At 73.4% G+C, this 26,691-nt stretch carries 27 protein-coding genes; 14 read left to right on the top strand and 13 right to left on the bottom strand.

Annotated elements, in window-relative coordinates:
- Nucleotides 1-383 precede the first annotated feature (383 nt).
- The 4 genes from ACQZOG_RS26290 (at nt 384) to ACQZOG_RS26305 (ending at nt 2,208) form a co-directional block, all read left to right on the top strand.
- Complete coding sequence (locus ACQZOG_RS26290; RefSeq protein ID WP_430741896.1) at nt 384-650, top strand: hypothetical protein; 267 nt, start codon at nt 384-386, stop codon at nt 648-650.
- The gene (locus tag ACQZOG_RS26295; RefSeq protein ID WP_230227183.1) at nt 647-1,081 is read left to right on the top strand and encodes a roadblock/LC7 domain-containing protein; all 435 of its coding nucleotides are present in this window, start codon (nt 647-649) and stop codon (nt 1,079-1,081) included. Before ACQZOG_RS26290 ends, ACQZOG_RS26295 begins: the two co-directional genes overlap by 4 nt.
- Before the next feature lie 22 nt (nt 1,082-1,103).
- Entirely contained in the window at nt 1,104-1,517 is a 414-nt protein-coding gene (locus tag ACQZOG_RS26300) for a DUF742 domain-containing protein (protein WP_033277216.1), read from the top strand.
- Nucleotides 1,518-1,602: 85 nt separating this feature from the next.
- Nucleotides 1,603-2,208 carry a GTP-binding protein gene (locus ACQZOG_RS26305; RefSeq protein WP_033277217.1) on the top strand — a complete coding sequence of 202 codons (606 nt, stop codon included), beginning with the start codon at nt 1,603-1,605 and terminating at the stop codon, nt 2,206-2,208.
- Between the two features lie 66 nt (nt 2,209-2,274).
- Here ACQZOG_RS26305 and ACQZOG_RS26310 read toward each other — a convergent pair whose 3' ends face one another.
- The gene (locus ACQZOG_RS26310) at nt 2,275-2,703 is read right to left on the bottom strand and encodes a PPOX class F420-dependent oxidoreductase (protein WP_033277218.1); all 429 of its coding nucleotides are present in this window, start codon (nt 2,701-2,703) and stop codon (nt 2,275-2,277) included.
- A gap of 114 nt (nt 2,704-2,817) precedes the next feature.
- Between ACQZOG_RS26310 and ACQZOG_RS26315 the strand changes: the two genes are divergently transcribed.
- Both ACQZOG_RS26315 and ACQZOG_RS26320 read left to right on the top strand, forming a co-directional pair.
- On the top strand, nt 2,818-3,228 hold the full coding sequence (locus ACQZOG_RS26315) for a roadblock/LC7 domain-containing protein (protein ID WP_033277219.1): 411 nt from the start codon (nt 2,818-2,820) through the stop codon (nt 3,226-3,228).
- A gap of 139 nt (nt 3,229-3,367) precedes the next feature.
- Nucleotides 3,368-4,390 (top strand): DUF6397 family protein, encoded by a 1,023-nt coding sequence (locus ACQZOG_RS26320; protein ID WP_058915632.1) that lies wholly within the window; start codon nt 3,368-3,370, stop codon nt 4,388-4,390.
- Nucleotides 4,391-4,765: 375 nt separating this feature from the next.
- On the opposite strand, the gene ACQZOG_RS26325 is transcribed toward ACQZOG_RS26320, so the two are convergent.
- Together ACQZOG_RS26325 and ACQZOG_RS26330 are read right to left on the bottom strand one after the other, a co-directional pair.
- Nucleotides 4,766-5,632, bottom strand: coding sequence for an acyl-CoA thioesterase (locus tag ACQZOG_RS26325; RefSeq protein ID WP_365164680.1), 867 nt, complete (start codon nt 5,630-5,632; stop codon nt 4,766-4,768).
- A gap of 19 nt (nt 5,633-5,651) precedes the next feature.
- Nucleotides 5,652-8,165, bottom strand: a complete 2,514-nt coding sequence (locus ACQZOG_RS26330) for a DEAD/DEAH box helicase (RefSeq protein WP_037643657.1) — start codon at nt 8,163-8,165, stop codon at nt 5,652-5,654.
- A 145-nt stretch (nt 8,166-8,310) separates the two neighbouring features.
- On the opposite strand from ACQZOG_RS26330, the gene ACQZOG_RS26335 reads away from it, so the two are divergent.
- A complete protein-coding gene (locus ACQZOG_RS26335; RefSeq protein ID WP_058915631.1) occupies nt 8,311-9,105 on the top strand; it encodes a metal-dependent hydrolase in 795 nt (264 codons plus the stop codon).
- A 22-nt stretch (nt 9,106-9,127) separates the two neighbouring features.
- Here ACQZOG_RS26335 and ACQZOG_RS26340 read toward each other — a convergent pair whose 3' ends face one another.
- The 5 genes from ACQZOG_RS26340 to ACQZOG_RS26360 form a co-directional block, all read right to left on the bottom strand.
- Nucleotides 9,128-9,400, bottom strand: coding sequence for a type B 50S ribosomal protein L31 (locus tag ACQZOG_RS26340; RefSeq protein ID WP_033277223.1), 273 nt, complete (start codon nt 9,398-9,400; stop codon nt 9,128-9,130).
- A 51-nt stretch (nt 9,401-9,451) separates the two neighbouring features.
- Complete coding sequence (locus ACQZOG_RS26345; protein ID WP_033277224.1) at nt 9,452-9,922, bottom strand: DUF5709 domain-containing protein; 471 nt, start codon at nt 9,920-9,922, stop codon at nt 9,452-9,454.
- 1,023 nt (nt 9,923-10,945) lie between these two features.
- Nucleotides 10,946-12,727 carry an ABC transporter ATP-binding protein gene (locus ACQZOG_RS26350; RefSeq protein ID WP_033277225.1) on the bottom strand — a complete coding sequence of 594 codons (1,782 nt, stop codon included), beginning with the start codon at nt 12,725-12,727 and terminating at the stop codon, nt 10,946-10,948.
- Nucleotides 12,724-14,568, bottom strand: coding sequence for an ABC transporter ATP-binding protein (locus ACQZOG_RS26355; RefSeq protein WP_359670972.1), 1,845 nt, complete (start codon nt 14,566-14,568; stop codon nt 12,724-12,726). Before ACQZOG_RS26355 ends, ACQZOG_RS26350 begins: the two co-directional genes overlap by 4 nt.
- Nucleotides 14,569-14,737: 169 nt before the next feature.
- Nucleotides 14,738-15,226, bottom strand: a complete 489-nt coding sequence (locus ACQZOG_RS26360; RefSeq protein ID WP_037638312.1) for a MarR family winged helix-turn-helix transcriptional regulator — start codon at nt 15,224-15,226, stop codon at nt 14,738-14,740.
- A gap of 85 nt (nt 15,227-15,311) precedes the next feature.
- Here ACQZOG_RS26360 and ACQZOG_RS26365 point away from each other — a divergent pair, with 85 nt between their 5' ends.
- Together ACQZOG_RS26365 and mltG are read left to right on the top strand one after the other, a co-directional pair.
- A complete protein-coding gene (locus tag ACQZOG_RS26365; protein ID WP_359670974.1) occupies nt 15,312-17,114 on the top strand; it encodes an ABC transporter ATP-binding protein in 1,803 nt (600 codons plus the stop codon).
- A 43-nt stretch (nt 17,115-17,157) separates the two neighbouring features.
- Entirely contained in the window at nt 17,158-18,015 is an 858-nt protein-coding gene (mltG, locus tag ACQZOG_RS26370; protein WP_033277229.1) for an endolytic transglycosylase MltG, read from the top strand.
- Between the two features lie 7 nt (nt 18,016-18,022).
- Here mltG and ACQZOG_RS26375 read toward each other — a convergent pair whose 3' ends face one another.
- The gene (locus ACQZOG_RS26375; RefSeq protein ID WP_033277230.1) at nt 18,023-19,099 is read right to left on the bottom strand and encodes an NAD(P)-binding domain-containing protein; all 1,077 of its coding nucleotides are present in this window, start codon (nt 19,097-19,099) and stop codon (nt 18,023-18,025) included.
- A 103-nt stretch (nt 19,100-19,202) separates the two neighbouring features.
- Here ACQZOG_RS26375 and ACQZOG_RS26380 point away from each other — a divergent pair, with 103 nt between their 5' ends.
- A complete protein-coding gene (locus ACQZOG_RS26380; protein WP_033277231.1) occupies nt 19,203-19,625 on the top strand; it encodes a secondary thiamine-phosphate synthase enzyme YjbQ in 423 nt (140 codons plus the stop codon).
- Nucleotides 19,626-19,687: 62 nt separating this feature from the next.
- The gene (locus ACQZOG_RS26385; RefSeq protein ID WP_033277232.1) at nt 19,688-20,341 is read left to right on the top strand and encodes a hypothetical protein; all 654 of its coding nucleotides are present in this window, start codon (nt 19,688-19,690) and stop codon (nt 20,339-20,341) included.
- 12 nt (nt 20,342-20,353) lie between these two features.
- Here the strand turns inward: ACQZOG_RS26385 and ACQZOG_RS26390 are convergent, their stop codons facing one another.
- Nucleotides 20,354-21,187: a universal stress protein gene (locus ACQZOG_RS26390; RefSeq protein ID WP_261674665.1), complete on the bottom strand. Its 834-nt coding sequence runs from the start codon at nt 21,185-21,187 to the stop codon at nt 20,354-20,356.
- Between the two features lie 304 nt (nt 21,188-21,491).
- On the opposite strand from ACQZOG_RS26390, the gene ACQZOG_RS26395 reads away from it, so the two are divergent.
- Complete coding sequence (locus tag ACQZOG_RS26395) at nt 21,492-21,962, top strand: cation:proton antiporter regulatory subunit (RefSeq protein WP_033277233.1); 471 nt, start codon at nt 21,492-21,494, stop codon at nt 21,960-21,962.
- A 4-nt stretch (nt 21,963-21,966) separates the two neighbouring features.
- Complete coding sequence (locus tag ACQZOG_RS26400; protein WP_033277234.1) at nt 21,967-23,214, top strand: cation:proton antiporter; 1,248 nt, start codon at nt 21,967-21,969, stop codon at nt 23,212-23,214.
- Between the two features lie 83 nt (nt 23,215-23,297).
- Here the strand turns inward: ACQZOG_RS26400 and ACQZOG_RS26405 are convergent, their stop codons facing one another.
- Nucleotides 23,298-24,371, bottom strand: a complete 1,074-nt coding sequence (locus ACQZOG_RS26405; RefSeq protein WP_033277235.1) for a MerR family transcriptional regulator — start codon at nt 24,369-24,371, stop codon at nt 23,298-23,300.
- Between the two features lie 157 nt (nt 24,372-24,528).
- Between ACQZOG_RS26405 and ACQZOG_RS26410 the strand changes: the two genes are divergently transcribed.
- On the top strand, nt 24,529-25,578 hold the full coding sequence (locus tag ACQZOG_RS26410) for a hypothetical protein (RefSeq protein ID WP_359497701.1): 1,050 nt from the start codon (nt 24,529-24,531) through the stop codon (nt 25,576-25,578).
- Here the strand turns inward: ACQZOG_RS26410 and ACQZOG_RS26415 are convergent.
- Together ACQZOG_RS26415 and ACQZOG_RS26420 are read right to left on the bottom strand one after the other, a co-directional pair.
- Nucleotides 25,547-26,032, bottom strand: a complete 486-nt coding sequence (locus ACQZOG_RS26415; RefSeq protein ID WP_037638303.1) for a hypothetical protein — start codon at nt 26,030-26,032, stop codon at nt 25,547-25,549. The genes ACQZOG_RS26410 and ACQZOG_RS26415 overlap by 32 nt on opposite strands.
- A 185-nt stretch (nt 26,033-26,217) precedes the next feature.
- The gene (locus ACQZOG_RS26420; protein WP_033277237.1) at nt 26,218-26,619 is read right to left on the bottom strand and encodes a DUF5997 family protein; all 402 of its coding nucleotides are present in this window, start codon (nt 26,617-26,619) and stop codon (nt 26,218-26,220) included.
- Between the last annotated feature and the right edge of the window lie 72 nt (nt 26,620-26,691).

The raw sequence follows: 26,691 nt of genomic DNA on the forward strand, positions 1-26,691 counted from the left end.
CAGCGCGCTCGGTGCCGCGCGTTGTGCCGGGTGCCGACGTGGACGCGCCGCCGGAATCCCGGTCGGCGCCGCGCTCGGTGCCGCGCGTTGTGCCGGGTGCCGACGTGGACGGGCCGCCGGAAACCCGTCACGCACCGCGCCCGGTGCCGCACGTCGTGCCGGGTGCCGACGTGGAAGCGCCGCCGGAATCCCGGTCGGCGCCGCGCTCGGTGCCGCGCGTTGTGCCGGGCGCCGACGTGGACGGGCCGCCGGAATCGCGGTCAGCGCCGCGCCCGGTGCCGCACGCCGACAGGAGCGCGCCGCAGGCGCCCCGCCCCGCACCGCACGCCGTGCCGCGCTCCGACGCGGGCGTCGAGTCCGAGAGCCCTCAGGGAGCCGCCACCTTGCGCCTGCACCGCACGGAGGAGCCGGCCGGCTCCGACGACCTGCCCCGCCGGGTACGCCAGGCGAGCCTGGCGCCCCAGCTCCGCGACGGCCGGCCGGACGCACCCGGCCCCACCCCGGGCGTCGGCCGCGCCGACGACCGCACCCCCGAACTCGTACGGGACCGCATGGCGGCCTACCGCGACGGCTGGACACGCGGCGGCGGCCGTCCGCCCGGCGCCGCCCGCGGCACGGCGCGGCCCAGCACCGAAGGAGACCCCGCATGATCCAGGACCCTCGCACCGGCACAGGCCGGCACTCCGGCGCACTCGACTGGCTGCTCGACGACCTGGTGCTCCGCGTCACCGACGTACGGCACGCCGTGGTGCTGTCCGGCGACGGACTCGCCATGGGCGCCTCAGGAGGCCTCGGCCGCGAGGACGCCGAGCACCTCGCCGCCGTCGCCTCCGGCTTCCACAGCCTCGCCAAGGGCGCCGGACGGCACTTTGGGGCCGGCGGCGTACGCCAGACCATGGTCGAGATGGACGACGGCTTCCTGTTCGTCGCCGCGGCGGGGGAGGGCTCCTGCCTCGCCGTGCTCACCTCCGTCACCGCCGACATCGGCCTCGTGGCCTACGAGATGGCACGCCTCGTCCGGCGCGTGGGCGAGCACCTGGACACCGCGCCGCGCGTCGCCGCACGGCCGCCGGCCGGATGAGACGAGGAAGCGGTCCGAGCAGATGACCGACGACACGACCGGCGCCACGCGCGAACCGGGCAGCCAGTGGTACGACCACGAGGCCGGCCCGCTGGTACGGCCCTACGCCGTGACCGGCGGACGCACCGCACCCGGCCCCTCCGGCGTGCGCTTCGACCTGATCGCCCTGGTCACCCTGGACCCCGCCGCGCCTGCCGGCGACGACGACCCGGCACTCGGCCCCGAGCACCGTGCGCTGATCGACCTGTGCCGGCCGGAGACCCAGTCCGTCGCCGAACTCGCGGCAGGCGCCGATCTGCCCGTCGGCGTCGTCCGGGTCCTCCTCGGCGACCTGCTGGAACGCGGCCGGGTCACCGTCAGCAGGCCCGTGCCGCCCGCCCAGCTGCCCGACGAGCGGGTGCTCCGCGAGGTCATCGCGGGGCTGCGGGCGCTGTAGCGGGCGCCCGTCCCGACCGGCGGGCGGCGTGTCGCCCCACCCACACGGAAGAGCGTCTGAAAAACCCTCACGAAAAGAGCGAACGATGGCCCCCGAACACCCCGACGCCCCCGCCGGCGAGACGACGGCTCTGGCGCTGAAGATCCTGGTCGCCGGCGGTTTCGGCGTGGGGAAGACCACGCTGGTGGGCGCGGTCAGCGAGATCCGGCCGCTGCGCACCGAGGAGATGCTCAGCGAGGCCGGCCGGACGGTGGACGACACCGACGGCGTCGACCACAAGGTCACCACGACCGTCGCCATGGACTTCGGCCGCATCACCATCCGCTCCGGGCTCTCCCTGTACCTCTTCGGCACCCCGGGACAGGACCGCTTCTGGTTCCTGTGGGACGAACTCGCTCAGGGCGCGCTCGGCGCGGTCGTGCTCGCGGACACCCGGCGGCTGGAGGACTGCTTCCCGGCGGTCGACTACTTCGAGCACCGGAAGATCCCGTTCGTCGTCGCCGTCAACTGCTTCTCCGGCGCCCGGCGGCACGACGCGCGCGACGTGTGCCGCGCGCTCGACCTCGACCCGGGCACGCCCGTGGTGCTGTGCGACGCCCGCGAGCGCTCCTCGGGCAAGGAGGTGCTCATCCAGCTCGTCGAGTACGCCGGGCGCATGCACACCGCCCGGCTGCTCGACTCGGTGGGATGACCGCGATGGCATCCGCCGGCCCGCCGGCCCACCGGGCGTCCTGCTCCGAGCGAGCCCGGCGCGGTGTCAGTCCGCCACGCCCTTTTCGGCCAGCACCTTGTCGACACTCACCCGGACCAGCAGCTCGCCCGGCACTCCGTTGCGGGCGCCGAACTCCTCCGCGCGGTCCTCGCCCATGTACCGCGCGCCGATCCGGGCCGCCCAGTGCCGCAGCTCCTCGACGTCCTCCGACAGACGCGCCCGGCCCTCCAGGATCACGTAGGCGAAGGGCGGCCGGTCGTCGTCCACACAGAGGGCGATCCGCCCGTCACGGGCCAGGTTGCGCCCCTTCACCGTCGCCGCGCCGGTGTTGAACACCACGTCGCCACCGTCGAGCACGAACCAGACCGGCGCCAGATGCGGACGCCCGTCGGCCCGGACGGTGGCCAGTTTGCCGGTGCGGGTGCCGTGCGAGACGAACGCCCGCCACTCTTCCTCGGTCATCTTCTGTCCCATGGCTCTCATCTTCCTTGCCCGCCGCCCGGTCGTGGGGAAGGCTGGCGCAGGGACCCTCCCGACCGGAGGGACGACACACGGGGCACACGGGGACAACAGGGGGAGACACACGACATGGGGCAGAACCAGGGACTCGACTGGCTGCTGGACGACCTGACCCAGCGCGTCGAGCACGTACGGCACGCGCTGATCCTCTCGAACGACGGCCTGGTGACGGGGGCGAGCACGGGCCTGCGCCGTGAGGACGCCGAGCATCTCGCCGCCGTCTCGTCCGGGCTGCACAGCCTCGCCAAGGGCTCGGGGCGGCACTTCGGCGCGGGCGGGGTGCGCCAGACGATGGTGGAGTTCGACGAGGCGGTGCTCTTCGTGACCGCCGCCGGCTCCGGGAGCTGTCTGTGCGTGCTCAGCGGCGCCGAGGCCGACATCGGCCACATCGCCTACGAGATGACACTGCTCGTCAACCGGGTCGGCGAGCATCTCGACGTCGACACCCGACGCCCACCGGAGCCGGGCACGGACGTCTGACCTGCGGATGCATTGGCCCTGTGGAGGAGGCGGCGGAGGTTTTCCACAGGGTGGACACGGAGGGTGACGGAACGGCTACTGTCTTTCCCGGAGCGGGCGCAACCGGCGCCGGCTCTCCATACGCACGGGGGAGACGAGCATGGCCCGACAGCGGACCACCATCACGCAGCGCACGGTCACGGCTTTCGACACGGGTGTCGGCCAGGTCGCGGCGGCCAAGGACGATTCCTGGGTCACGACCGGCCGCGCCGCCCGGGAACTGGGGCTGAGGCGCACCGAGTTCGACCTGGGCGTGCGACTCGGGCGCATCCGCGCGGAGGCCGGAAGGGCTTCGGGGGAGCGTCGGGTCGCCCGGGCCGAGATCGAGCGGCTGCGGGCCGGCCCCGGCTTCCCCGAGGCGCTGCGCCGCAGCGTGCACGCCGTGGGCACCGCGGAAGGCGCCGACCTGCTGGGGGTGGCGAAGACCCGCTTCACCCGGCTGGCGAGGCTCGGCCTCCTGGTGCCGGTGGCGTTCCACCTGAACCGCTACCGCGCCGTGGTCTGGCTCTATCTCGCGGACGAACTACGGCTGTTCGGCGACGACGAGAAGCATGCGGCGCTGCTGACCGGGCGCATGCCCGAAGGGCTGCGCGGTCTGCTGGACTCCGGGATCGACCTGCGGCCCCGCAACTGGCGCAGCAGGCACCTGGGTTTCCTGCTCCGGGAGGCGGAGGGCCCTTGGGCCCGTGCGGGCGCGGTCGCGTCGTTCCTCGACCCGCTGCACGTGGCGCAGGTGGTGCGTGACCCGTACGACCGGTCTCGTCTCCACACGTTCCGCCGCCGTCCCCCCGGCGGTGCGAACCCCGAATCGCCGGGGGCGCGGATCGCGGCGGACCTCATGACGGCCCGGGACGACGACGAGATCGCCTGGCTGCGGGCCGACCTGGCCCGCCTGGTGGACGAGGCCAGGACCCACCACCCGGCGCCCCGGCCGTCCACGTCGTGCCGCCCGACGTCCGCGCCCGAGCCACTTGTGTCCCGCCGGCCGGTACTCGGGCCTCCACCGGCCCGACCCGCCGCGTCAGCTCGCCCGGACACCCCGGCCGCCGCCGACCGCGCCAGACGCCGAGGCCTGCTCACCCGCTGGCGCCACAGGTCCGCCCGGACAGCGACACGTCCGTGAGGCCGGCTGGCTGGTGCCTCGGGGCGCCCGTGACGACTCACCTTGCCGCATCCAGCGGCGGCCGGAGCCGCCGACGGCCCGTGTGCGGACGGGACACCGGATGGCGCGAGTGGCGCGGGACGCCCGTGAACGGGCGACGCCGGGCGGTTCGCTTTGCACTCGGCGGCGGCCGGAGCGGCCGGCGGCCCGCGTGCGGGCGGGACACCGGTGGCACGGGCCGGCCCGGGCGCCCGTCCGCGCGTGCCGCTTGGCGGCACGCGATGCCGCACCCAGGGGCGCCCTGCCCCGTCCAGCGTCCGTTCGCGGGCGGGGCGCCCGTGCCGTGGGTGTCCGGAGCCGCCGCAGCGTTTCGGCGCCCCCGCGCCGTCCGCGGACCTACAGCGCCCGGAAGAGCCCCTCCTGCACGACCGAGACCAGCATGCGGCCCTCCCGGTCGTAGATCCGGCCGCGGGCCAGACCGCGGCCGCCCGTGGCGATGGGGGACTCCTGGTCGTACAGGAACCACTCGTCCGCACGGAACGGCCGGTGGAACCACATCGCGTGGTCCAGCGACGCCATGTCGAACCCGCGGGGACCCCACAGCGGCTCCACCGGGATCCGCACCGCGTCCAGCAGCGTCATGTCGCTGGCGTAGGTCAGCGCGCAGGTGTGCACCAGCGGGTCGTCGCCGAGCGGCCCGACCGCACGCATCCACACCGCGCTGCGCGGCTCCGCGCCCTCGACCTCGTCCGGCTTCCAGCGCAGCCGGTCGACGTAGCGGATGTCGAAGGGCTGGCGGCGCGCCATCCGCTCCAACTGCTCCGGCAGCGCGCCCAGATGCTCCCGGATCTCGTCCGCGACCGTCGGCAGCGACTCGGGGTCCGGCACCTCGCGGGCCGGAGGCAACTGGTGCTCGAAGCTCCCCTGTTCAGGCTTGTGGAAGGAGGCGGTCAGATTGAAGATCGTGCGGCCCTGCTGCACGGCGGTGACCCGGCGGGTCGTGAACGACCTGCCGTCCCGCACACGTTCCACCTGGTACACGATCGGCACCCCGGGCCGGCCCGGGCGCAGGAAGTACGCGTGCAGCGAGTGCACCGGGCGGTCGCCCTCAGCGGTGCGGCCCGCGGCGACCAGCGCCTGGCCGGCGACCTGCCCGCCGAAGACCCGCTGCAGGGACTCCTGCGGGCTGCGGCCGCGGAAGATGTCGACCTCGATCTGCTCCAGGTCGAGCAGGGCGACGAGGCTCTCGGCCGGGTTCGTCATGGGTGCGTCTCCCCTGTGCTCACAGCTGGCCGACGTCGGTGACCCGCACGACGGCGCGGCCCTCGGCGTCGGAGGCGGTCAGATCGACCTCGGCGCTGATGCCCCAGTCGTGGTCGTCGTTCGGGTCGTCGAAGATCTGGCGGACCCGCCACAGCCCGTTCTCCGGCTGCTCGTCGATGATGAGCAGCTTGGGCCCGCGCGCGTCGGGACCGGTGCCGAGTTCCTCGTACTCGTCCCAGTACTTGTCCATCGCCTCGCCCCACGCGTCGGCGTCCCAGCCGGACTCACCGTCCAGCTCGCCGAGCGCGTCCACCTGGTCGAGGGCGGCGAGTTCCACGCGGCGGAACATGGCGTTGCGGACGAGGACACGGAAGGCGCGGGCGTTGGCGGTGACCGGCTTGACCTGGTCGGCCTTCTCCTGGGCCTCCTCGGCGGTCATCTCCTCCGGGTTCGCCAGCTGCTCCCACTCGTCCAGCAGGCTGGAGTCGACCTGGCGCACCGTCTCGCCCAGCCAGGCGATCAGGTCCTCCAGGTCCTCCGACTTCAGGTCGTCGGGGATGGTGTGCTCCAGCGCCTTGTAGGCGCTCGCGAGGTAGCGCAGCACGATGCCCTCGGTGCGGGCCAGCTCGTAGTGGGACACCAGCTCCGTGAAGGACAGCGCCCGCTCGTACATGTCCCGGACCACGGACTTCGGCGACAGCGGATGGTCGCCGACCCACGGGTGGGACTTGCGGTACGTGTTGTACGCGTGGAAGAGCAGCTCCTCCAGCGGCTTCGGGTAGGTGATGTCCTGGAGGCGCTCCATGCGCTCCTCGTACTCCACCCCGTCGGCCTTCATCGCGGCGACCGCCTCACCGCGCGCCTTGTTCTGCTGGGCGGCGAGGATCTGCCGCGGGTCGTCCAGCGTGGACTCCACCACGGACACCATGTCCAGTGCGTACGACGGCGATTCGGGGTCCAGCAGCTCGAACGCGGCCAGCGCGAACGTGGACAGCGGCTGGTTGAGCGCGAAGTCCTGCTGCAGATCCACGGTGAGACGCACGATGCGCCCCTCCGCGTCCGGCTCGTCGAGCTTCTCGACGATGCCGCCGTCCAGCAGCGAACGGTAGATGGCGATCGCCCGCCGGATGTGGCGGAGCTGCTGCTTGCGCGGCTCGTGGTTGTCCTCCAGCAGGTGGCGCATCGCCTCGAAGGCGTTGCCCGGCCGGGCGATGACCGACAGCAGCATGGTGTGGGTGACGCGGAAGCGGGAGGTCAGCGGCTCCGGCTCGGACCCGATGAGCTTCTCGAAGGTCTGCTCGCTCCACGCGACGAACCCCTCGGGAGCCTTCTTGCGCACCACCTTGCGGCGCTTCTTCGGGTCGTCACCCGCCTTCGCCAGCGCCTTCTCGTTCTCGATGACGTGCTCCGGCGCCTGGGCCACCACGAAGCCCTCGGTGTCGAAGCCGGCCCGCCCTGCGCGCCCCGCGATCTGGTGGAACTCACGCGCCCGCAGCGTGCGCACCCGGTTGCCGTCGTACTTGGTGAGCGCGGTGAACAGCACCGTACGGATGGGGACGTTGACGCCCACACCGAGGGTGTCGGTGCCGCAGATGACCTTCAGCAGACCGGCCTGCGCCAGCTTCTCCACCAGGCGCCGGTACTTGGGCAGCATGCCGGCGTGGTGCACGCCGATGCCGTGCCGCACGTAACGGGACAGGTTGCGGCCGAACTTGGTGGTGAAGCGGAAGTTGCCGATCAGGTCGGCGATCTTGTCCTTCTCCTCGCGCGTGCACATGTTGATGCTCATCAGCGCCTGCGCCCGCTCCACGGCCTGCGCCTGCGTGAAGTGCACGATGTACACCGGCGCCTGCCGGGCCTCCAGGAGGTCGGTCAGCGTCTCGGTGAGCGGCGTGTACCGGTACTCGTACGACAGCGGCACCGGCCGGGTCGCGGAACGGACCACCGCGGTGGGCCGGCCGGTGCGGCGGGTGAGGTCCTTCTCGAAGAAGGAGACGTCGCCGAGCGTCGCCGACATCAGCACGAACTGCGCCTGCGGCAGCTCCAGCAGCGGGATCTGCCAGGCCCAGCCGCGGTCCCCCTCGGCGTAGAAGTGGAACTCGTCCATCACGACCTGGCCGACGTCGGCGTCCTTGCCGTCGCGCAGCGCGATCGAGGCGAGCACCTCGGCGGTGCAGCAGATCACCGGGGCGTCGGCGTTCACGGACGCGTCGCCGGTGAGCATGCCGACGTTCTCGGTGCCGAAGATCTTGCAGAGTTCGAAGAACTTCTCCGAGACGAGCGCCTTGATGGGGGCGGTGTAGAAGGTGACCTCGTCCCGGGCCAGCGCCGCGAAGTGGGCGCCCGCGGCGATCATGCTCTTGCCGGAGCCGGTGGGCGTCGAGACGATCACGTTCGCCCCCGACACCACCTCGATCAGCGCCTCCTCCTGGTGCGGATAGAGGGTGAGCCCGCGCTCCTGCGCCCACGACTCGAAGGCTTCGTACAGGGCGTCGGGGTCGGCGTTCGGCGGCAGCTGATCGATGAGGGTCACCACCCCATCTTGCCTGCCCACTCGCCCGATGCGGGAATCGGCTGTCGGCTCGAAGATCACTACCGCTACGCTGTGTCGCCGGCGCAGCGTCAGCGTCCCCGGTCAACCGGGCGGCGGCGAAAGAGGAATGGGGCGGGCACAGGCCATGATGGGACCAGCACACTCACTGTCGGGCGCCGCGGCCTGGCTCGGGGTCGGAGCGGCGACCGCCGCGGCCGGACACCCGATGCCCTGGCCCGTGCTGCTGGCCGGTGCGCTGATCTGCGCCGGGGCCGCACTCGCCCCGGACCTGGACCACAAGTCCGCCACCATCTCGCGGTCCTTCGGCCCGGTCTCCCGCTGGCTGTGCGAGATCGTCGACAAGCTGTCCTACGCGGTCTACAAGTCGACGAGGAAACCGGCCGACCCCCGTCGTTCGGGCGGTCACCGCACCCTCACCCACACCTGGCTGTGGGCGGTCCTCGTCGGCGGCGGCACCTCGGTGCTGGCGATCACCGGCGGCCGCTGGGCGGTCCTGTTCATCTTGTTCGTGCACATGGTGCTCGCGATCGAGGGCCTGCTGTGGCGGGCGGCGCGCGGCTCGAGCAGCGACGTGCTGGTGTGGCTGCTGGCGGCGACCAGCGCCTGGATCATCGCGGGCATCCTCGACGAGCCCGGGAACGGGGCGAGCTGGCTGTTCACCGATCCCGGTCAGGAGTACCTGTGGCTGGGCCTGCCCATCGTGCTCGGCGCGATCGTGCACGACATCGGGGACGCGCTGACCGTCTCCGGCTGCCCGATCCTGTGGCCCATACCCGTGGGCCGCAAGCGCTGGTACCCGATCGGCCCGCCGAAGGCCATGCGGTTCCGCGCCGGCAGCTGGGTGGAGCTGAAGGTGCTGATGCCGGCGTTCATGCTGCTGGGCGGGGTGGGCTGCGCGGCGGCGCTCAACGTCATATAGAGCGCGATTGTCGGAGGGCGGGTCAGCTGCCGCTCGCGCCGCCCTCGCCCCCTTCACCGCCGTAACGGCGCTGGAAGCGGGCGACGCGGCCCTCGGTGTCCACGGTCCTGGCCTTGCCCGTGTAGAACGGGTGGCTCTCCGAGGAGATCTCCACGTCCACCACCGGGTAGGTCTCGCCGTCGTCCCACTCGATGGTCTGCCCGCTGGACGCGGTCGACCGGGTGAGGAAGGCGTAACCGGCGGCCCGGTCACGGAAGACGACCGGGTGGTAGTCGGGGTGCTTGTCCTTCTGCATGGGTGCTCCTCGGGCGGCTGGGTTCCGCGAGCGCGGCCGGAAACGGCGGGGTCAGCCGGGCAGGCTGTCCTCGTCGACGATGTGCACGGCGGCCTCCTCGGCGGAGGCGGCGGCGCCGTCGATGCCCACGTCGTAGGCGACCAGCGCCTCCTCGTCGTCCTCGTGCGCCCCTTCGTCGGGGGCGACGAGCCGGCCGGAGCGTGCCGCACCGACCTCGTTGTCCAGGAGTTCCCCGTCGGTGCCGGTGGAATCACCGACGCCGTCGTCGTCCGGCACGGTCATGTCCGGCAGCTCCTCGGCCAGCCGCTGCTCCAGCGTCTCGCCCTCGTGCTGCTCGGCGGCGGTCACACCGTAGTGCTCCACGGCCAGGGGCCGCTCGGGAGGGGACCAGCCCCGGTCGAGGGGGTCGGCGACACCGTCGGTCTCCAGCGTGTCCTCGGCGTCCAGCAGTCCGGCGTCGTCCTGGATCTCGGACGCGTCGGGCTGGTAGACGTCGTCTCCCCAACCGTCACCGCTGTTCACGGACACCTCCAGGGGGTGGGGCGGGCCGCGTCGCCCGCCGTGGCCCGCACCGGGCCGTCTCCACGGGCATCGGACCCGCCAGGACCCGATCACCGGGCCCGGACGCTCCCGTAGCCGATGCCTGCTTCCAGCCTTCCACCGGATCTCCCGACCCCGCAACGCCACGCGTGACGACCGGCGCGGGCCGGCCCGCTGTCCCGCGCGCCGTCGCCGCCACGCTGTGCGGCGCACGGCAGGTGCCGGCCGGCCCGTTCACGAACCGTGCGCGGGGTGTGGGCCCACCCGCCGACGGCGGCGCGCCACACCGCCGGCCGACGGCGAGGCGCCTCGCCGCTCCGGGAGGCGAGCGACCCCCGTCGCGGGCCGCCTGCCCCGATCACCGGTTGCGGGCCGCCTGCCCCGATCACCGGTTGCGGGCCACCCGCCCCAATCACCGGTTGCGGGTCCCCGCCCCGATGCCTCCGGTCGCGGGTCACCTGCCCCCGGGGCCACCGAACTGCGGGACACCGCGCTCCGAGGTCACCGAGCTGCGGGTCACCGTGCCCCGAGGCCACCGGGTGTAGGGGCCGCGCCCCGCCCCCGGGCTGCCCCGCCCCGAGGACGCCGTGTCATGGGACGCCCGCCCTGAGGACGCCGTGCTGCGGGACGGCCGCCCGAGGGCGCTGTGCTGCGGGGCGCCCGCTCCGAGGACACCCGCCACCCCGGGGGCCGCCCTCCCCCCGGGCTGCCCCGCCCCGGGACGCCGTGCTACGGCACGCCCGTCCTGAGGACGCCGCGCTGCGGGACGCCCGCTCCAAGGACGCCGGGTCGCGGGGCGCCCGCTCCGAGGACGCCGGGTTGCGGGGCGCCCGCCCTGAGGACGCCGCGCTACGGCACGCCCGCCCCGAGAACACCCCCCTGGGGCCGCCCCGTCACCGAAGGTCGCCCTGCCCCTGGGCTGCCCCGCCCCGCGGACCCGCCGCCCGGGACGCCCCGCGATCGAACGGTCCCTCGCCCCAGGACAGCCCGGGGCGCGAGCCCCGGTTACCCGTGCCAGCTGCGCCACAGTGCCGCGTACGCCCCGTCCGCCGCGACCAGTTCCTCGTGGCTGCCCAGTTCGCTGATGCGGCCGTTCTCGACGACGGCGATGACATCCGCGTCGTGGGCCGTGTGTAGGCGGTGCGCGATGGCGACGACGGTGCGGCCGTCGAGGACGCTGGCCAGGGACCGCTCCAGGTGACGTGCCGCGCGCGGGTCGAGCAGCGAGGTCGCCTCGTCGAGGACCAACGTGTGCGGGTCGGCCAGCACCAGCCGGGCCAGCGCGATCTGCTGCGCCTGCGCCGGAGTGAGCGCGAACCCGCCGGAGCCGACCTCCGTGTCGAGGCCGTCCTCCAGCGCCCGCGCCCACGCGTCCGCGTCGACCGCGCCGAGCGCCGCCCACAGCTCGGCGTCCTCCGCGTGGGTGCGGGCGAGCCGCAGGTTGTCGCGGAGGGAGCCGACGAAGACGTGGTGCTCCTGGTTGACGAGGGCGACGTGGGAGCGGACCCGTTCCGCGGTCATGCGGGACAGTTCCGCGTCGCCGAGGGTGACGCGTCCCTCCCGGGGCGCGTAGATCCCCGCGAGCAGCCGGCCCAGCGTGGACTTGCCCGCGCCGGAGGGACCCACCAGGGCCATCCGGGTCCCCGGCGGCACCTCGAGGGACACCTTGCGCAGGACGTCAACGCCCTCCAGATAGCCGAAGTGCACGGTGTCCGCCCGCACCCGCCGCCCCTCGGGCGTCATGTCCGGGTCCCCGGCGTCGGGCTCGATGTCCCGGACGCCGACCAGCCGGGCCAGTGACACCTGCGCGACCTGCAGTTCGTCGTACCAGCGCAGGATGAGCCCGACCGGGTCCACCAGCATCTGTGCGATCAGCGCGGCCGTCGTCAGCTGGCCGACGCCGATCCAGCCCTGGAGCACGAACACCCCGCCGATCATCAGGACCGACCCGAGGACCGTGACGTGGGTGACGTTGATGACGGGGAACAGCACCGAGCGCAGCCACAGCGTGTAGCGCTCCCAGGCCGTCCACTCCCGCACCCGCTGGTCCGTCAGCGCCACGCGGCGCGGGCCGAGGCGGTGCGCCTCCACCGTCCGCCCGGCGTCCACGGTCTCGGCGAGCGCGGCGGCCACCGCCGCGTACCCGGCAGCCTCCGAGCGGTAGGCGCCGGGCGCCCGGCGGAAGTACCAGCGGCAGCCGGCCACCAGCAGCGGCACGGCGACCAGCACCGCCGGCGCCAGTTCCGGCGCGGTGACGATCAGGCCGCCGAGCAGCAGGGCCACCCACACCACGCCGATCGCCAGCTGGGGCACGGCCTCGCGCATGGCGTTGCCGAGCCGGTCGATGTCGGTGGTGATCCGCGACAGCAGATCGCCGGTGCCGGCGCGTTCCAGCACGCCCGGCGGCAGTCCGACCGACCGCACCAGGAAGTCCTCGCGCAGGTCCGCCAGCATCCGCTCGCCGAGCATCGCCCCGCGCAGCCGCACCTGCCGCACGAACCCCGCCTGCATCACGAGGGCGGCGACGAACACCGTCGCAGTGAGTCCCAGATGCAGGTCCCGCGCGCCGGACGAGACCCGTTCCACGAGCCCGCCCAGCAGGTACGGGCCGACCATCGAGGCGATCACCGCGACCGTGTTGACGGCGACCAGCAGCACGAAGGCCCGCCGGTGCCGGCGCAACAGCTCGGCCGCGTACGCGCGCACGGTCGCGGGCGCGCCCACCGGCAGCGTGCTGGCCGCCGTCGGGGCCGCCGGGTCGTACGCCGGTGGCGCGACGCCGATCATGCCGTCTCCTCGATCTCTTCGAGCGTTTCCAGTTCCTCGAGGCCGTCAGGCGCCTCGTCCGTGCGCCGCCCGCCCTCGTCGACGCGGAGCGCGGCGGACGACGCCGTCTCTCCCTCCGTCTCGCGGGTCACCACGGCCCGGTAGCGGGGCTCGGTGCGCACCAGCTCCCGGTGGCCGCCCACCGCGACGACCGTGCCCTCGTGCAGGAACACCACCCGGTCGGCGCGGTCCAGCAGGAGCGGGGACGAGGTGAACACCACCGTGGTGCGTCCGGACCGCAGGCCGCGCACACCCTCGGCGACGCGCGCCTCGGTGTGCGAGTCGACGGCCGAGGTCGGCTCGTCCAGCACCAGCACCTCCGGGTCGGTGACCAGGGACCGGGCGAGCGCGAGCCGCTGGCGCTGCCCCCCGGACAGCGACCGCCCGCGTTCGGTGACGCGGGCGTCCATCGGGTCCTCGGCGCCCAGCGACCCCTGGACCAGCGCGGCCAGCACGTCCTGGCACTGCGCGGCCTCCAGCGCCGCCCCCGGGGCCACCGCGCCGGACGCGGGCACGTCGAGCAGCTCCCGCAGCGTGCCGGAGAGCAGCACCGGGTCCTTGTCCTGCACCAGCACGGCCGTACGGGCGCTGTCCAGCGGCAGTTCGTCGAGGGGCACCCCGCCGAGCAGCGCCGAGGTGCCTTCCTCCGCGGCGTGCCCGCCGAGCCGTTCGGCCAGCCGTCCCGCCGCGTCCGGGTCCCCGCACACCACGGCGGTGAGCAGCCCGGACGAGGCGCACAGCCCCGTCTCCGGGTCGTACAGGTCGCCCGCCGGGGTCTCGGCGGCGCGTGTGCCGGCGGTGTCCGTGGCCCGCTCCAGCGACAGCACGCGCGCGGCCCGCCGGGCCGAGGGGCGCGAGAAGGAGTACGCCATCGCGATCTCCTCGAAGTGCCGCAGGGGGTAGGTCAGGAGCATCACCGAGCTGTAGACGGTGACCAGTTCACCGACGTCGATCCGGCCGTCGCGGGCCAGGCGGACGCCGTACCAGACCACGGTGATCAGCAGCAGGCCCGGCAGCAGCACCTGGACGGCCGCGATCAGCGACCACATGCGCGCGCTGCGCACGGCGGCCTGGCGGACCTCCTGCGAGGCGCGGCGGTAGCGGTCGAGGAACAGGTCCTCGCCGCCGATGCCGCGCAGCACCCGTAGTCCGGCGACGGTGTCCGAGGCGAGTTCGGTGGCCCGTCCGGCCTTCTCGCGCTGGACGTCCGCGCGCCGGGTGGCCCCGGGCAGCAGCGGCAGCACCGCGAGCGCCAGCACGGGCAGTCCCACGGCGACGACGACGCCCAGGGCGGGCTGGTGGACGAGGAGGCCGACGGTGACGACGACGATGGTGACCGCGGCGGCGGTGAACCGGGACAGGGCCTCCACGAACCAGCCGATCTTCTCCACGTCACCCGTGGAGACCGCGACGACCTCGCCCGCGGCCACCCGCCGGGTCAGCGCGGAGCCCAGCACGGCGGCCTTGCGGCCCAGGAGCTGCTGCACCCGGGCGGCGGCGGTGATCCAGTTGGTGACGGCGGCGCGGTGCAGGAAGGTGTCGCCGGCCGCGACGCCCGCGCCGGCCAGTGCCAGCAGCCCGCCCGCCAGCGCGAGCCCCCCGCCGGAGCGGTCGACCGCGGCCTGGACGGCGGCGCCGACGCAGAACGGCAGCGAGGCCACGGAGGCGAAGTGCAGCAGGCCCCAGGCCAGCGCCTTGAGCTGTCCGCCCAGCTGGTTGCGGAAGAGCCACCACAGGAATCGAGGACCCGAACGGGCGTCGGGCGCGCCCGGATCGGGATAGGGAAGGTCGTGAATCTGCATGGTGTCCCAGGGGCTCGGAGCAGGGCCGCGGACGTCCTCGGACGGCGGCAGCAAACCGTGACAGGTTGACTCCGTCACCAGCCCCTGGGCAACTGGTTTTCCCGGCCGCGGCCCGGGTGCGGGACACGTGCATCCCTCCTGGGACGTGTGCGTCCGGGGCGAGCGGGCGTCAGTTCCCGCCGTTGCCCGGCCGCTGAGCCGCGCCCTCCTCGCAAGGCGGTCCCGGCGGACCGTCGACCAGGGTGTTCAGAAGGTCCCCGAGTTGCTCCCGCTCCCGTTCGCCCAGCGGGGCGAGGATTTCCGACGCCGCCGCCCGCCGCGCCGCGCGCAGTTCGCGGAGCGTCTCGCGGCCCTCGTCGGTCAGCTCGATGCGGATCACCCGCCGGTTGGCCGGATCCGGGACCCTGCGCACCTTGCCGTGCGCCTCCAGCCCGTCGACCAGCGTGGTCACCGCGCGGGGCACCACCTCCAGCCGCTCCGCGAGATCGGCCATGCGGGGCGGCGAGCCGTAGTGCGCGAGGGTGCGCAGCAGCCGGGACTGGGCAGGAGTGATGCCGAGCTCGCGCCGCTCCAGATGGCGTTTCTGGATGCGATGCACCCGGCGGGTGAGCCGGAGCAGCTGCTCGGCCAGCAGGCCGTCGGGGTCGGGGGCGGTCATGCGGGAACATTATCAGGATGCCGTTCATTGTGAGTACAGGTAACAATGAATACTGTTCATCGACAACCGCCCCTCGAAGGAGACCATGCACCCCGATCACGCACCCGCGTGGACGCCGCCCGCCGGAGCCGAGCAGGAACCCCGGCAGGTGCGGCGCATCCTGCGCCTCTTCCGCCCCTACCGGGGCCGCCTCGCGATCGTCGGACTGCTCGTCGGGGCGTCGTCGCTCGTGTCGGTCGCCTCGCCGTTCCTGCTGAAGGCGATCCTCGACGTCGCCCTGCCCGAGGGCCGCACCGGGCTGCTCAGCCTGCTGGTGCTCGGCATGATTCTCGGCGCCGTGCTCACCAGCGTCTTCGGCGTGCTGCAGACCCTGATCTCCACGACCGTGGGCCAGCGTGTCATGCACGATCTGCGCACCGCCGTCTACGGGCGTCTGCAGCGCATGTCGCTCGCCTTCTTCACCCGCACCCGCACGGGCGAGGTGCAGTCCCGCATCGCCAACGACATCGGCGGCATGCAGGCCACCGTCACGTCGACGGCGACCTCGCTGGTCTCCAACCTCACCAGCGTGGTCGCGACGATCGTGGCGATGCTCGCGCTCGACTGGCGCCTGACGGTCGTGTCACTCGCGCTGCTGCCGGTCTTCGTCTGGATCAGCCGCCGTGTCGGCAACGAACGCAAGAAGATCACCACCCGGCGCCAGAAGCAGATGGCGGCGATGGCGGCCACCGTCACCGAGTCGCTGTCGGTCAGCGGCATCCTGCTCGGCCGCACGATGGGCCGCTCCGACTCCCTGACCGCGGCCTTCGCCGACGAGTCCGAGCGGCTGGTCGACCTTGAGGTGCGGTCGAACATGGCGGGCCGCTGGCGGATGGCGGTCATCACCATCGTCATGGCCGCCATGCCCGCGGTCATCTACTGGACGGCCGGCCTCGCCCTGCACTCGGGCGGCTCGGGGGTGTCGATCGGCACCATCGTCGCGTTCGTCTCGCTCCAGCAGGGCCTGTTCCGCCCGGCGGTCAGCCTGCTGTCCACCGGCGTGCAGATCCAGACCTCGCTCGCCCTCTTCCAGCGCATCTTCGAGTACCTCGACCTGCCGATCGACATCACCGAGCGCGCGGACCCGGTGCGCCGGGACCGCGTGAAGGGTGAGGTCCGCTTCGAGAAGGTCTCCTTCGGCTACGACGGCAAGGGCGGCCCGGTCCTCGACGGCATCGACATCACCGTCCCGCCGGGCGGCAGCCTCGCCGTCGTCGGTCCGACCGGCGCCGGCAAGTCCACGCTCGGCCACCTGGTGCCGCGGCTCTACGACGTCACGGGCGGGCGCGTCACCCTCGACGGGGTGGACGTGCGCGACCTCGACTTCGACACACTGGCCCGCGCGGTCGGCGTCGTCTCCCAGGAGACGTACCTCTTCCACGCGTCGGTCGCCGACAACCTGCGCTTCGCCAAGCCCGACGCCACCGACGAGGAGCTGCACGCGGCGGCGAAGGCCGCCCAGATCCACGACCACATCGCGGACCTGCCGGACGGCTACGACACCGTCGTCGGGGAACGCGGCCACCGCTTCTCGGGCGGCGAGAAGCAGCGCCTGGCGATCGCCCGGACCATCCTGCGCGACCCTCCGGTCCTCGTCCTCGACGAGGCGACCAGCGCGCTGGACACCCGTACCGAGGCGGCGGTGCAGGCCGCGATCGACGCGCTGTCGGCCGACCGGACCACCATCACCATCGCCCACCGGCTGTCCACGGTCCGAGGCGCCGACCAGATCGTGGTCCTCGACGCGGGGCGCGTCGTGGAGCGCGGGACCCACGAGGAACTGCTGGAGCGCGGCGGACGGTATGCGGCCCTCGTGCGACGGGACGCCCGACTGGAGCCGACAACCTGAAAATATGCCGGGTTTGTGACGGTATGCGGGTTACCGTGCCCGCATGCAGACGAACACTCCGTCACGGAACTCGATCCGACTGACGCGCCGCGGCCGATTCGCCCTGGCGACGCTCGGGGCCGTCGTGGCCGGCACCGCCGTGGCGGTGCCGCTGCTGATCATGGCCGACGAGGAGGAGCCCCGTCCCGAGGCCCTCGTCGTCCCCGCGGGATGGCGGGCGAGCCAGGTCTACGCCGCCATCGACAAGACCCTCGACCTGCCCGCGGGCACCACCAAGAAGTCCCTGGCCAAGGCCGACCTCAAGTTGCCGAACGAGGCCGACGGCAACCCCGAGGGTTACCTCTTCCCGGACACGTATCCGCTCCCGGAGAACGCCACCCCGCAGAAGCTGCTGGCCGGCATGGTCGACACGGCCAACAAGAAGTTCAACGGCGCCCCGGTCGCCGCCGGCGCGCAGCGCAACGCGATGAACGTCTACCAGGCGGTCACCGTCGCCAGCATCGTCCAGGCCGAGGCGGCCACCAAGGCCGACATGGGCAAGGTGGCCCGGGTGATCTTCAACCGCCTCGAACGCGGAATGCCGTTGCAGATGGACTCCACCGTCGACTACGCCCTCAACCGCAGCAAGGCGCGCACCACCCCCGCCGACACCGAGGTCGACAGCCCGTACAACTCCTACCGGCGCATGGGGCTGCCGCCGACCCCCATCGACAACCCCGGCGAGGACGCCGTGCGTGCCGCGATCAACCCCACCCCGGGCGACTGGCTGTACTTCGTCACGGTCCGGCAGGGGGAGACCCGCTTCACCGCGGACCTCGCGGAGCACCAGCGCAACATGGCGGAGGCGGAGGCCGAACGGAAGAAGGCGGCGGAGAGGTCCGCGCAGCCGTCCTCGACATGACCGCAGGTCAGGCCGCGGCGGGCTCCTCGGCCAGCAGCCGCCTGATGTCCCGCACGGCGGCCCGTCCGGCCCGGTTGGCGCCGATCGTGCTCGCCGAGGGGCCGTAGCCGACCAGGTGGATCCGCGGGTCGGCGACCGCCCTGGTCCCCTCCACGCGGATCCCGCCGCCCGGCTCCCGCAGCCGCAGCGGCGAGAGATGCTCGATCACGGGCCGGAAGCCGGTCGCCCACAGGATCACGTCCGCGGCGACCCGGCGACCGTCGTCCCACACCACGCCCTCGGGCTCGATCCGGTCGAACATCGGCAGGCGGTCGAGCACACCGTCCTCGAGCCCCCGCCGGATCGCGTCGTTCAGCGGCAGCCCCGTCACGGAGACCACGCTGCGCGGGGGCAGCCCCTGCCGCACCCGCTCCTCGACGAGGGCGACGGCCTCACGGCCCGCGTTCTCGTCGAAGGGCTCCTCCCGCCATACGGGCGGCCGTCGGGTCACCCAGGTGGTGGCCGCCGCGTACGGCGCGATCTCCAGCAGATGCTGCGTGCCGGACGCGCCACCGCCCACCACGACCACCCGCAGCCCGGCGAACGCCTCGGGTCCCGGGTACTGCGCGGTGTGCAACTGCCGCCCGCGGAACGTCTCCTGGCCGGGATAGCGGGGCCAGAACGGCCGGTCCCAGGTGCCGGTCGCGTTGATCAGCGCGCGGGTCGCCCAGGTGCCGTGCGAGGTCTCCACCAGCAGCTGCCCGCCGGGCCCCTCCCGCACCGCGCGCACGTCGACCGGACGGCGCACCCGCAGGTCGAACGTCCGCTCATAGCGGTCGAAGTAGGCGCCGATCACCTCGGAGGAGGGCCGCGTCGGATCGGCGTCCGTCAGCTCCATCCCGGGCAGCGCGTGCATCCCGTGCACCTTGCCGTACGTCAGCGAGGGCCAGCGGAACTGCCAGGCGCCGCCGGGGGCGGGGGAGTGGTCCAGCACCACGAAGTCGCGGTCCGGCTCGAAGCCGGTCCGCCGCAGGTGATAGGCGCTCGACAGTCCGGCCTGCCCGGCGCCCACGACGACCACCTCGACCTCGCGCACATTGTTCACGCTTCCACCAACACGCCGGGCGCGGTGGATCTTCCCGGACGCGCGCCCCGCCCGTGCGGTGCGGGACGCACGGGCGGGGCGCCGGGTGCGTCAGGATGGTCGTATGTCCGACGCCTTCACCACCCGAGTCCTGACCTTCACCACCGGCTCCGCCGAGCGGGTCGTCGACATCACCGGCGACTGTGAATCCTTCCTGAGGGAGGCGGCGGCCGGCCGGGACGGCCTGCTCAACGTCTTCGTGCCGCACGCCACGGCCGGCATCGCCGTCATCGAGACCGGCGCAGGCAGCGACGACGACCTGCTGTCCGCGCTGCACACCCTGCTCCCCGCCGACGACCGCTGGCAGCACCGCCACGGCAGCCCCGGCCACGGCCGCGACCACGTCCTCCCCGCCTTCGTCCCGCCCCACGCGACGCTCCCCGTGATCGACGGCCGCCTGGAACTGGGCACCTGGCAGTCGGTCTGCCTGGTCGACACCAACGTGGACAACCACAGCCGCCAGGTGCGGTTGAGTTTCCTGGGCTGATCCGGGGCGGAAGGCGACGCCGCTACGCTGACGGCACTTCCGCACGTGAACGAAGGACGCACATGGCCCGCCCCTACGCCCACGGACCGAAGCAGTTCGTCTTCGCCGCCGGTGACGGCAACGACCAGCAGGTGTCCGTGGGCGATCCGCAGGAGGCCTACGTGGCGTTCTCCGCGTTCTTCCGCGGCCGGGAGGCCGACGCCTGCAGCATCACCGACGAACCCGCCGGGCAGAGTCTGGTCCTCATGCCCGGGCGGGGCCTGATCGCACGGATCAAGGACACGGACCGGCCCCGGCCCGAATACCTCCGGGTCGAGCGGGCCAACCGCTACCTCCCGGGCGCGATGCTGTTCTTCGAGAACGGATGTGCCGGCCTCGACCACTTCGGACAGTGGTTCACCGACCTCGCCGACCTGGACCAGCCGCCGGAGACGCGCGGTGCCGCACGGGCCGCCGCGATCACCACGGAGACGGCGGCGCTCGAGGAGATCGGGCGGATCTGGGCGGACTCCGGCTGCGTGGATCCGAGCGACCGGTACTACGTCTTCTTCGAGTCGCAGGGGGCGGACGCCGACCGGGCCGAACGCGCCGTGGTGCTCGGGCTGATCGAGTTCCTCGGCCTCGAACGTGCCGACGCCCCGTCCGACGCGGCCGAGGGTGAGATCTGGGTGCGCGCCGACCCGCGCCTGCGAGCGGCGATCACACGGTGGTCGTGAGCCGCGTCCTCGCTACAGCGCCCGCACCACCGTCACCGGACACTCCGCGTGGAGCAGCAGCGCCTGGCTGACCGAGCCGAGCAGCATCCCGGCCACCCCGCCGTGGCCGCGTGCCCCGGCCACCACCAGCTGCGCCTCACCCGTCGCCTCGAGGAGCGCCTGGCGGACACGGCCCCGTTCGAGGCGCGGCTGGACCATGACGTCCGGGTGGGCGGCCATCCAGGGCTTCATGGCGTCCTCCAGCAGCCGCCGGTGACGCATTTCGAGCTGGTCGAGGTCCACCACCACGCTCAGCGGATCGCCCGGTTCCTCGTACGGTGTGGGCTCGCTCCAGGTGTTCCAGACGTGCATGGCCATCAGCGGCGCCCCGCGCAGAGCGGCCTCCGTGAACGCGAACGACGCGGCGGCGTTCCCGGCGGGGGAGCCGTCCGCGGCCAGCAGGACGGGGCCCTGCGGGTCGGGCCGCCCGCGCAGCACCATCAGAGGGCCGTGCCCGTGCGCCGCCAGCTGCATGGTCGTCGAGCCCAGCAGGAGATCGCCGAAACGGCTCCGACCGCGCCGCCCCAGCACGGTCAGCACCGCGTGCCGAGACTCGGTCCGCAGCACCGTCAGGGCGTCGCCGGACACCACGGTGCGCGTGATCTCCAGTCCGGGGACGCGCTCGTTGATTCGCTGCTCCGTCTCGGCCAGCACCCCGTGGATCATCGGATCCAGGTCGGAGGGCCGGGCGAACGCGTGCACGATGCGCAAGCGCGCCCCGCGCAGCCTCGCCTCCTCGGCCGCCACATCGGCGGCGGCGAGGCTGGAGGAGGAGCCGTCCACTCCGACGATCACCGTGTCGTCCACCACACACTCCCGTCCCCGGAAGGTGCCACCGAGTACCCACACGGGCGGTCCCCTACGCGCCCGAATCCCCTGCTTTGTCCGGTACACCCCGTTGACCTGCGACGACACGACGGCCTCGAAGATCCTTGCGGCGGCCCCGGAACCTGTCCATCCGTGGCAACACCCATGTTCCGGCCGAATGGCGGGATGGCACCATTACGGCAGTGGGGGTTGCCACCCGGTGCCGTGCGCCGGTCCGTTCAGCCCGCACGCCGGACGACATGAGAAGAAGACGGGAAGGGGACGGGCTGTGCCTGCTCCACGGATGAGCGCGACACCGCTGCCGGGCATCGGTGTGAAATACGACCTCACCACGCGTGAGCACGAGCACCTGTCCGTCATCGCGCACCGCGACGGCGCCCGGACGGTGAACGTCTACCGCTCCGACGACCCGGACGCCTGCGCCCGCTCGCTGCGGCTCAGCACCGCCGAGTCGGCCGCGCTCATCGACGCGCTGATGCCGGCCCACCACAGCCCCAACCTGCTGCACACCACCGACCTGGGGCTGGTCGCCGAGCGCATCGAACTGTCCTCGGTCTCCCACTGGAACGGCCGTCTCCTGGGCGAGACCCGGATGCGCACCGACACGGGCGCGTCCATCGTGGCCGTCCTCCGCCGCGCGGAGGCGATCCCGTCGCCCGCGCCGGACTTCCGCCTCGCCGGCGGAGACACCCTGATCGTCATCGGCACCCGCGAGGGCATCGACGCCGCCGCCGAGATCCTCGGGCGGGAGTGAGCGCGTGCACTCTTCCGCGATCTTCCTCATCGAGTTCGGCGCGATCATCCTCGGCCTCGGCCTGCTCGGCCGCCTCGCCGGACGCCTCCAGTTCTCGCCCATCCCCCTGTACCTGCTGGCCGGCCTCGCGTTCGGCGAGGGCGGCCTGCTGCCCCTCGGCGCCAGCGAGGAGTTCGTCGCGATCGGCGCCGAGATCGGCGTCATCCTGCTGCTCCTCATGCTCGGCCTCGAATACACGGCCAGCGACCTCGTCTCCAACCTCAAGACGCAGTACCCGGCCGGTCTCGTCGACATGACGCTCAACGCCCTGCCCGGCGCCGCCCTCGCCCTGCTCATGGGCTGGGGTCCGGTCGCCGCCGTGGTGCTCGCGGGCGTCACCTGGATCTCCTCCTCCGGCGTCATCGCCAAGGTCCTCGGCGACCTCGGCCGGCTCGGCAACAGAGAGACCCCGGTCATCCTCAGCATCCTCGTGCTCGAGGACCTGGCGATGGCCGTCTACCTGCCGATCATCACCGCCCTGCTGGCCGGCGTCAGCCTCGCCACCGGCAGCGTCACCCTCGCCATCGCCCTCGGCGTCGCCGGCCTCGTGCTCTTCGTCGCCGTCCGCTACGGCCGCGTGATCTCCCGCTTCGTCTCCAGCGACGACCCGGAGAAGCTGCTGCTCGTCGTGCTCGGCCTGACCCTGCTGGTCGCCGGCATCGCCCAGCAGCTCCAGGTCTCGGCGGCCGTCGGCGCGTTCCTCGTCGGCATCGCCCTGTCCGGCGAGGTCGCGGAAGGCGCGCACAACCTGCTCGCCCCGCTGCGCGACCTGTTCGCCGCGGTGTTCTTCGTCTTCTTCGGCCTGCACACCGACCCGCAGTCCATCCCGCCGGTCATCCTTCCGGCGCTGGGCCTGGCCGTCGTCACCGCCCTGACGAAGATCGCCACCGGCTGGTGGGCGGCCCGCAGGGCCGGCATCTCCGCCAAGGGCCGCTGGCGCGCGGGCGGCACTCTCGTGGCGCGCGGCGAGTTCTCCATCGTCATCGCCGGACTTGCCGTCACCGCCGGCATCGAGCCGCAGCTCGGCCCGCTCGCCACCGCGTACGTCCTCGTCCTGGTGATCATCGGGCCGCTCACCGCCCGCTACACCGAGCCGATCGCGATGTGGCTGGCCGGACGGCGGACGCCCGCGCCCGACACCCTGCTCGCCCAGCGCTCCACGCCCGCCGCGGAGACGCTGGAGCCGATGGAGGACAGCGGCCGCGACCGCTGACCCCCGCCGACCGTGCGTACGGCTCGGACGGCCCCCGTGAGGGAGCCGCCCGGGCCGTCGTGCGTTCCGGGACCGGGCCCGCCTCAGTCGGACAGCCGCACCGGCATCAGCAGCGAGAACGTGTGCTCGTCACCGGGCCGGCGGATCGCGAGCGGGGCCGTCGGGGCCCCGAACTCCAGGACGAGCCGGTCGTCGGCCGCCGCGGCGAGCGCGTCCAGCAGGAACGCCCGGTTCACCGCGACGAGGTCCGGTCCGTCGGCGCCCTCCGGCACCGGCGTGACCCGGCCGTCCTCCGACACCTCGAGCACCGTCAGCTCGGTTCTCGCGGCGCCGTCCTCGTGCAGACGCACCGGACCCGTGCGCACCGCCTCCGAGAAAGCAGGCACGTCCACCTCGGCCCGGCGCCCGGCGGGCAGCCGCACCAGGCGCCGGTAGTCCGGGAAGTCCTGCTCCGCGCACCGGCCGCCCGTCTGCCGGTCACCGGCCTCCAGGGTCACGCGCCCGTCGTCCACGGCGAGGCTCACCTCGTCCTCGCCGTCGAGCAGTGCCCGCATCGCGTCGACGAGCGGCAGCGGCACGGTCGTCCGCACCCGGCCGCCCCCGTGCCCGCCGGCCGTGGTGCGCGCCACCGCCATCCGGTACCGGTCGGTCGCCACGACGTGCAGCGCGTCGCCCTCGACGTCGAGATGGACGCCGGCCAGCACCGGCAGCTCCGGGTCGGTCCCGGCGGCGAAGCGGACCGCGTCCAGCGCGGCGGCCAGACCGGGACCGGACACGGACAGCCGGGTGGCGGAACGGGGTGAGGTCATGAGGGGGTTCTCCCTGTCGTCGAGAAGATCACGAAGCGCGGAGAACTCGACGCGGGCGGCCGACAGCCCTTCCTCCAGCCGGCGCAGATGCGCCTCCAGAAGCCGGCGTACGAGATCGGTGTCGGCGGCCGTCCAGCCGGCCAGCACCAGCCGGACGTCCGCCAGCGGCATGCCCGCACGGCGCAGCCGGGCCAGCACCCTGGCCTCACCGAGCTGCTCCGGCGCGTACCAGCGGTAGCCCGTGACCGGGTCGACCTGGTCGGGGACCAGGACCCCGGCACGGTCGTAGAACCTCAGGGCGCTGACGCCCAGCCCGCTCTCGCGGGCCATCTCACCAATGCTGCGCATCTCGCTCTCCACACCCGGGACCCTGCCGCCTCGACCAGGTCGAGGGTCAAACCCCGCCTCCCCGACGCGTACGGCCGACCGGGTGACGATGTCACCCCCGCGGGCGGAGGTGGAACCCACGGCGTACCACCGGCGCACGGAGGCGCGTTGCTCCGGCATGGACAGCACTGAGACGGCGCGGCGCCTTCTCGGGCACGGCGCCGTGAGCCGGCCGTACGCGCAACTGACCGGCGGCCATGTGGCGAACACGCCGATCTACGCGGAACTCGTCGCGGAGTGGCGGGCGAAGGGGCACACCGTGCCGGGACACCGGGAGGGGGTGTGGGCGTCCTTCGCGGTAGTGACCGTGGGCGACCGCGGCCCGGCGCATGCCGTACCGTTCCGCGTTCCCGTTCCCTTGCTGGCGGCGGGGGCATGGGAGGGGGAGCCCGGTGGGGCGTCCGAGGAGACGCCGGAGGCCAAGCCCCCCGACGAGACCTCGGGCGAGGGACAACAGGCGGCACCGGAGGGAAAGCCCTCCCCGGCGACGCGCGGGACGACGCCGTCCGGTAAGGCGTCGGAGGACATGCCGGGGGAGCGGCCCTCTCACGGCGCGCCCGAGGTCGTGCCGTCGCGCGAGCGCCCGCGAGGGACACCTGAGGGGACGTCCGAGGCGAGCCTTCCGGAGGAGACACGCGGGACCGTGCCGTCCGGCGGGACGCCTGAGGCCGGGTCCGAGGAGCCGCGCTCCCGGGGGCCGTCGGAGGCCATGCGTCTGCGCGAGCAGTTGGAGGAGACGTCGGGCGGGGCGTCCGAGGAGGCGTTCGAAGGGAGCCCCTTCGAAAGGACACGCGGGACCGTGCCGTTTGGCGGGACGCCCGAGGCAAGGCCCGAGGAGCCGCCCTCCCGACAGCCGTCGTCGAAGGCCGAGTCTCTGCGCGAGCCGTGGGAGGAGACGTCGGGCGGGACGTCTGAGGTGGCGTCCGGGGGGACCCTTCCGGAGGACACGCGCGGGACCGTGCCGTCCGGCGGGGCGCCTGAGGCCGGGTCCGAGGAGTCGCGCTCCCCGGAGACACCCGAGGCGGCCGTGAGGACGCCCTCCTGGGCGGTGGGCGGCCGGGCGTCCTCGGAGGAGAGGCCCGGTACGGCGGCGCAGCCCCGCGCCGCCGTACCCGAACAGGCGCCGGAGCCCGGCGTCACCAGCAGTCCGGACTCGGCTCCGCGCTGACCGGCGCCAGCACCGCCAACGTGCCCGTCGCCCGTCGCAGCGCCCGTTCCAGCGGCTCCGCCGCGTGCAGCGTGCCGGTGCCGTCCGGCGGGACCAGCCACTCCAGCCGGCCGGAGGGCCGGTACGGCGGCGGCACCGCGATCCACGACCCGCGGCCCACATGACGTACCCCGAAGCCCACCCACTCGCTGTCCGGGTCGGGCGGCAGGAAGAACCCCACCCGGCGGGCCGTGACGTCCACCAGCGTCGGTCCGGGCAACTCCAGCGGATCGCTCCACAGCAGGTCCAGGGCCAGCAGCCCGAGGCGGTCGGGCACGCTCAGCACGTCCCAGTACCGTCCGGCCGCGAGCAGGGCCGTCCCCTGGCCGTGGTCCCACTGGCGTTTGCACTCCTGCGGGTCCGTGGCCGCCGCGGCCAGCCATTCGACGGCCTGCTTCCACCTGGTGTCGTGCATGTCCCACCCCGGGCGCGGTCGGGCGCGCCGCCACGGGCGCGTGCGATAGCGCCACATGGTGGTGCATATATCTGTTCCGCGGAAGAGGTGGGGCGGCGCCCGATGCCCCGGCACACGAGAGACGGAAAAGGAACACCCCCGGACCGGCAACCCGGCCGGGGGTGTCTGAACGGTCGAGGGGGACCTCAGTCGCCGTTCTCGGCGCTCTCCGCGTTCTCGCGGTCACGCTGCTTCAGCCGCGCCGCCTCCTTGCGGACCTCGGCCTGGGTGGCGCGCTCCCGCTCCAGCCACTCGGGGCGCTCCTGCTTCAGCGCCTCGATCTGCTCGGTGGTGAGCGGCTCGGTCAGACCGGCACGGGCCAGACCGGAGATCGAGACGCCCAGCTTGGCCGCGACCACCGGGCGGGGGTGCGGGCCGTCGCGCCGCAGGTCCCGCAGCCACTGCGGGGGATCGGCCTGGAGCGCGTTCAGTTCCGCGCGCGAGACCACGCCCTCCCGGAACTCGGCGGGGGTGGCCTCGAGGTACACACCCAGTTTCTTCGCCGCGGTCGCGGGCTTCATCGTCTGGGTGCTCTGGTGCTGCGTCATGGCGTCCAGGGTATCGAGCGTGGGCGCGGCCGCCGACCACGGCCGTGGTGAACGGCCGCCGGCCGCGGCCGG

It is taken from the genome of Streptomyces sp. P13-3-3 (genome assembly GCF_050571355.1).
Classification (GTDB): Bacteria; Actinomycetota; Actinomycetes; order Streptomycetales; family Streptomycetaceae; genus Streptomyces; species Streptomyces althioticus.

What these genes read in the sequence shown, in the direction of transcription:
- ACQZOG_RS26410 (WP_359497701.1), top strand. Translation starts at nt 24,529, where the DNA reads ATGGACAGCACTGAGACGGCGCGGCGCCTTCTCGGGCACGGCGCCGTG.
- ACQZOG_RS26320 (WP_058915632.1), top strand. Translation starts at nt 3,368, where the DNA reads ATGGCCCGACAGCGGACCACCATCACGCAGCGCACGGTCACGGCTTTC.
- ACQZOG_RS26380 (WP_033277231.1), top strand. Translation starts at nt 19,203, where the DNA reads ATGTCCGACGCCTTCACCACCCGAGTCCTGACCTTCACCACCGGCTCC.
- ACQZOG_RS26295 (WP_230227183.1), top strand. Translation starts at nt 647, where the DNA reads ATGATCCAGGACCCTCGCACCGGCACAGGCCGGCACTCCGGCGCACTC.
- ACQZOG_RS26360 (WP_037638312.1), bottom strand. Translation starts at nt 15,226, where the DNA reads ATGACCGCCCCCGACCCCGACGGCCTGCTGGCCGAGCAGCTGCTCCGG.
- ACQZOG_RS26315 (WP_033277219.1), top strand. Translation starts at nt 2,818, where the DNA reads ATGGGGCAGAACCAGGGACTCGACTGGCTGCTGGACGACCTGACCCAG.
- ACQZOG_RS26340 (WP_033277223.1), bottom strand. Translation starts at nt 9,400, where the DNA reads ATGCAGAAGGACAAGCACCCCGACTACCACCCGGTCGTCTTCCGTGAC.
- ACQZOG_RS26335 (WP_058915631.1), top strand. Translation starts at nt 8,311, where the DNA reads ATGATGGGACCAGCACACTCACTGTCGGGCGCCGCGGCCTGGCTCGGG.
- ACQZOG_RS26405 (WP_033277235.1), bottom strand. Translation starts at nt 24,371, where the DNA reads ATGCGCAGCATTGGTGAGATGGCCCGCGAGAGCGGGCTGGGCGTCAGC.
- ACQZOG_RS26310 (WP_033277218.1), bottom strand. Translation starts at nt 2,703, where the DNA reads ATGGGACAGAAGATGACCGAGGAAGAGTGGCGGGCGTTCGTCTCGCAC.
- ACQZOG_RS26365 (WP_359670974.1), top strand. Translation starts at nt 15,312, where the DNA reads ATGCACCCCGATCACGCACCCGCGTGGACGCCGCCCGCCGGAGCCGAG.
- ACQZOG_RS26420 (WP_033277237.1), bottom strand. Translation starts at nt 26,619, where the DNA reads ATGACGCAGCACCAGAGCACCCAGACGATGAAGCCCGCGACCGCGGCG.
- ACQZOG_RS26350 (WP_033277225.1), bottom strand. Translation starts at nt 12,727, where the DNA reads ATGATCGGCGTCGCGCCACCGGCGTACGACCCGGCGGCCCCGACGGCG.
- ACQZOG_RS26395 (WP_033277233.1), top strand. Translation starts at nt 21,492, where the DNA reads ATGAGCGCGACACCGCTGCCGGGCATCGGTGTGAAATACGACCTCACC.
- ACQZOG_RS26325 (WP_365164680.1), bottom strand. Translation starts at nt 5,632, where the DNA reads ATGACGAACCCGGCCGAGAGCCTCGTCGCCCTGCTCGACCTGGAGCAG.
- ACQZOG_RS26305 (WP_033277217.1), top strand. Translation starts at nt 1,603, where the DNA reads ATGGCCCCCGAACACCCCGACGCCCCCGCCGGCGAGACGACGGCTCTG.
- ACQZOG_RS26300 (WP_033277216.1), top strand. Translation starts at nt 1,104, where the DNA reads ATGACCGACGACACGACCGGCGCCACGCGCGAACCGGGCAGCCAGTGG.
- ACQZOG_RS26415 (WP_037638303.1), bottom strand. Translation starts at nt 26,032, where the DNA reads ATGCACGACACCAGGTGGAAGCAGGCCGTCGAATGGCTGGCCGCGGCG.
- ACQZOG_RS26385 (WP_033277232.1), top strand. Translation starts at nt 19,688, where the DNA reads ATGGCCCGCCCCTACGCCCACGGACCGAAGCAGTTCGTCTTCGCCGCC.
- ACQZOG_RS26355 (WP_359670972.1), bottom strand. Translation starts at nt 14,568, where the DNA reads ATGCAGATTCACGACCTTCCCTATCCCGATCCGGGCGCGCCCGACGCC.
- mltG (WP_033277229.1), top strand. Translation starts at nt 17,158, where the DNA reads ATGCAGACGAACACTCCGTCACGGAACTCGATCCGACTGACGCGCCGC.